Here is a 4,075-nt window from a genome sequence, read left to right as displayed (position 1 = left end):
GTCGGGTGGCTCGTCGTCCGGTGGCGGACGTGGCTGGTTCGGCGGCGGACGCCGCAACTCCGGCGGAAACGGCGGTAACAGCGGAAACGGCGGCGGACGGCGTGGCTCCGGCGGCGGCCGTGGTGGTTCCGGCGGTTCCGGCGGCGGCGTGATGCCCGGCGGCGGGTCCGGTGGATCCGGCGGATCGGGTGCCTCCGGCGGCGGGGGCTCTGACGTCCCGCAGCCCCGGCCCGGCGCGGGCGGCGAGGGCGGGGGGGCCTCCCAGGCTCCGCCGCTGTGGGGCGGCGGACGGCGGTCCGGTGAGGGCGAGCCGCCGATCCCGTTCTGGCTGCGTCCGGTCGATCGGGACGAGTGATGAACCTGTCGGACCGCCAACGGAAGATCGTTTTCGGGGTGCTGGTGGTGGTGCTCGCCGCCGTCGGGGTGTACCTGACGGTGGCCTCGCCGGCGCAGCACAAGCCCTCCCACCGCACGGCGCGTCCCGCGCCCGTGAGCGGTGGCGGGGGCGGGCCGGTCGCGCCCGCCTCCCCGCCCCCCGGCATCACCTCGCAGGTGAACGCCGGGAACTTCGACATCTACCGGCTGCTTCCGTTCACCCAGCAGGAGTTCGCGACCGCCGCCGACACCGCGCAGAAGTTCGTCGCCGCGTACGGGACGTACCGGTTCGACGAGCAGCCGCAGGCGTACGCGGCGCGGCTGCAGCCGCTGGTCAGCGACCAGGTCGGGCAGCAGGTCGCGCAGGGGTTCGGCGCGCCGGGCCTGCGGCAGCAGCGGCAGCAGGACCAGACGGTCGCGACCTGCACCGCGACGCTCGACCAGGTGCGCGACATCGGCAACAACTCGATCATCTTCCTGGTGACCGGCAAGCAGCGGATCACCAAGGCGGGGAGCGGGGGCGACGACAGCAAGCAGTGGGCGGTGACGGTCGCGCGTGACGGCAACGCGCTGAAGGTCTCGGCGTTCGAACCCGCCGACGTCGGGCAGGCGGGCGACACCGGAGGGGGCGGTACGGGATGACCCGCGCTCGGGTGCTGGCCGTCACGGCCCTCGCCGCGGCGGCGGCGCTGTTCGCCTCGCTGATGCTGGTCCCGGTGCTGTTCGGGGCGAGCCAGTTCATGTTCGGCGGGGGCGGCGCGGGCAGCGGCGGATGCGTGGACACCTCCGGCGCGTCCTCGCAGCCGGGCACGTCCGACGACGCGCGCGGCATCCCGGCGGACTACCTGGCCCTGTACCAGGCGGCGGGCAAGCGGTACGGCATCCCGTGGAACATCCTCGCCGGGATCGGGCGGGTCGAGACCGTGCACGGGACGTCCGGGGAGCCGGGCGTCAAGACCGGCACGAACTACGCGGGCGCGGGCGGCCCGATGCAGTTCCTGAAGCCGACGTTCGACTCGTTCGCGGTGGACGGCGACCACGACGGCAAGAAGAACCTGTACGACCCGGCGGACGCGATCTACACCGCCGGCGCGTACCTCAAGCACAACGGCGCTCCGGCCCGCATGAAGACCGCCATCTTCATGTACAACCACTCCTGGGACTACGTGAACCTGGTCCTCGACTGGGCCGGGAAGTACGCCAACGGCAACTTCAAGGTCGTCCAGTCGAACGGCGTGGACTGCCAGGACGACCAGCTGCCCGCGAACGCCTCCGGCCTCATCCGGCAGATCATCGCGTTCGCGATGGCGCAGCGCGGCAAGCGGTACATCTTCGGCGCCTCCGGTCCGGACGCCTGGGACTGCTCCAGCCTGCTGCAGGCCGCGTACAAGTCGGTCGGCCTCAGCATCCCGCGCACGACGTTCGAGCAGTGGCCCATGGGCAAGAGGATCCCCAAGGGCCAGGAGCAGCCGGGCGACTTCGTGTTCTTCAACTCCGGGCCCGGCACGTCGTCGGACAGTCCGGGGCACGTCGGCATGGTCATCGGGAAGAACCGGATGGTCGTCGCGCGCTGCTCGGCGTGCGTCCCGAACATCGGCGTCACTCCGTACAACCGTCCCGACTGGCTCGGGGTCACGAGGCCGCTCGCGACCAAGCAACTGCAGACGCAGCTCGCGCACCTGACGTCCGCAGGCCAGCCCGGCGGCTGACCCGCAACCGGCTGAAGGACGCCGCGTCCCGCGTCAACGGGCCACGAGCGGACACCGGGAGCGCGTCGCGAGGGCTCCACGACGCCGTGGGGTTCAGCGGCGGGGGGTGATGGGGCCGAGGACGTCGCGGAGGGCGTCGGCGGCGGCGCGCAGCTTCTCCGGGCCGACGGACCTGAGGACGTCGTGGTGCGCCGTGCCGCTGGCGACCAGGGCGTCCTCGGTGACGCGCAGGCCCTCGTCGGTGAGCCGGACCCAGCGGCCGCGGCCGTCGCCCTCGTCGGCGCCGCGCTCCACGTGGCCCGCCTTCTCCAGGCGCTGCAGGACGTTGCTGGTGCCGCCGGAGGTGAGGAACGCCGAGCGGGTGAGGTCCGTCGGGCGCAGCCGGTAGGGGCTGCCCGCGCGCCGCAGGACGGTCAGCACCTCGAACTCGGCGTAGGTGAGGCCGAGGTCGGTGAGTTCGGCGCGGACGGCCTGCTGGACGAGGTTGTGCAGCCGTCCGGCCCGCTTGCCGAGCTCCAGCATCGCGATGACCGTCTCGTTCACGCCGTCGGCGCGCCAGGTCTCCGCGAGGGAGTCGATGTCGTCGCGGTGGCCGTCCCGGTCGTGCTGCACGCAGCCGAGGATACTCTCATCCATATTGCTTTCTAGAAAGCTTCTCTTTAAGCTTTCGGCCATGACAACCCCCCTTCTGATCCAGGGCGGGCTCGTGCTGAGCCCCCGTGTCCTCGGCGTCGCCGACGTGCTGGTCCAGGACGGCGCCATCGCCGCCGTCGGCCCCGGCCTGCCCGTCCCGGACGGCGCGGAGGTGATCGACGCGTCCGGCCGGATCGTCCTGCCCGGCTTCGTGGACACCCACCGGCACATGTGGCAGGGCGTGATCCGCGGCGTCCTGCCGGACACGTCGCTGCACACCTACCTCGACCGCGTGCTCGGCAGGCTGGGACCTGCGTTCCGGCCCGAAGACGTCTACGCGGGCGTGCTCGGCTCGGCCCTGGAGGCGCTCGACTCCGGCGTCACGACCGTCGTGGACTGGGCGCACGGGCCCGTCTCGCCCGAGCACACCGACGCGAACGTCCAGGCGCTCCGCGACGCCGGCATCCGCGCGGTGTACGGCTACCGGCACGCGGGCGCGGAGGCGTCCCGGACGGCCGAGTCGGAGCGCGTCCGGGAGGTGTGCGGGGACGGCCTGGTCCGGATGGCCGTGGCCGCGCTCGGCCCCGACTTCGGCGACCTCGACCTCGCGCGCGCGGAGTGGCTGACCGCCCGCGACCTGGACGCCATGATCACCGTCCACATGGGCGGCCACGGGCAGGAGACCGCGCGCGCCGGGCTCGCGTTCCTGGACGACACCGGCCTCTGGACGCCCGGAACCATGTACGTCCACGCCAACGACTACACCGACGAGCAGTTCAAGCGCATCGCGGACCACGGCGGGACGGTCGCGGTCTCACCCGCGATCGAGACCGCGATGGGGTTCAGCCCGCCCGCCACGGGACGCGCGCGGGCCGCGGGCATCCCGACCGGCCTGAGCGCCGACGCGATAACGAGCGCCGGGGGCGACATGTTCAGCCTCATGCGCGCCGCGTACTACACCGAGCGGGCCCGTCCGGACGGCGCGGGCCTCGGCTTCACGGTCGCGGACGCGCTGCTGATGGCGACGGCCGAGGGCGCGCGGGCCGCCGGACTCGGCGACGTCACCGGGGAGATCGCGCCGGGACGGCAGGCGGACCTGGTCCTGCTGCGCCCGGACCTGCCGGGGGTCGCGCCCGTCCACGACCCGGTGGCCACGGTCGTCCTGTACGCCGACACGCGCGCCGTGGACACCGTCCTGGTGGCCGGACGCGTCGTCAAGCGCGACGGGCGCCTGGTCGCGGACGTCGAGGCCGCTCTGGACCGCCTGGCCGCGTCCGCCGCCCATGTCACCGAGGCGGCGGCCGCGCGCGCCTGACGGCCCGGTCGGCGGGCCGGGACGGCGGGGCGGGAAATGGAGG

The 4,075-nt window shown here is 73.5% G+C and carries 4 protein-coding genes and 1 pseudogene; 4 read left to right on the top strand and 1 reads right to left on the bottom strand.

Going from position 1 to position 4,075, the window contains the following annotated elements:
- The 3 genes and pseudogenes from AB0J52_RS30470 to AB0J52_RS30460 form a co-directional block, all read left to right on the top strand.
- A pseudogene (locus AB0J52_RS30470) lies at window positions 1–355 on the top strand (type IV secretion system protein); the annotation flags it as partial.
- Window positions 355–1,017 (top strand): hypothetical protein, encoded by a 663-nt coding sequence (locus AB0J52_RS30465; RefSeq protein WP_500186109.1) that lies wholly within the window; start codon window positions 355–357, stop codon window positions 1,015–1,017. The pseudogene AB0J52_RS30470 and the gene AB0J52_RS30465, both read left to right, overlap by 1 nt.
- Complete coding sequence (locus AB0J52_RS30460) at window positions 1,014–2,084, top strand: C40 family peptidase (RefSeq protein ID WP_500186108.1); 1,071 nt, start codon at window positions 1,014–1,016, stop codon at window positions 2,082–2,084. Before AB0J52_RS30465 ends, AB0J52_RS30460 begins: the two co-directional genes overlap by 4 nt.
- A 93-nt stretch (window positions 2,085–2,177) precedes the next feature.
- Here AB0J52_RS30460 and AB0J52_RS30455 read toward each other — a convergent pair whose 3' ends face one another.
- Window positions 2,178–2,720: a MarR family winged helix-turn-helix transcriptional regulator gene (locus AB0J52_RS30455; protein ID WP_500186107.1), complete on the bottom strand. Its 543-nt coding sequence runs from the start codon at window positions 2,718–2,720 to the stop codon at window positions 2,178–2,180.
- 37 nt (window positions 2,721–2,757) lie between these two features.
- Between AB0J52_RS30455 and AB0J52_RS30450 the strand changes: the two genes are divergently transcribed.
- Entirely contained in the window at window positions 2,758–4,032 is a 1,275-nt protein-coding gene (locus AB0J52_RS30450; RefSeq protein ID WP_500186106.1) for an amidohydrolase family protein, read from the top strand.
- Window positions 4,033–4,075 lie beyond the last annotated feature (43 nt).

The organism is Spirillospora sp. NPDC049652 (assembly GCF_040675125.1).
Classification (GTDB): domain Bacteria; phylum Actinomycetota; class Actinomycetes; order Streptosporangiales; family Streptosporangiaceae; genus Spirillospora.
Note: the sequence above shows the minus strand (reverse complement) of the source record. Positions and strands in the feature narration are given on the sequence as shown.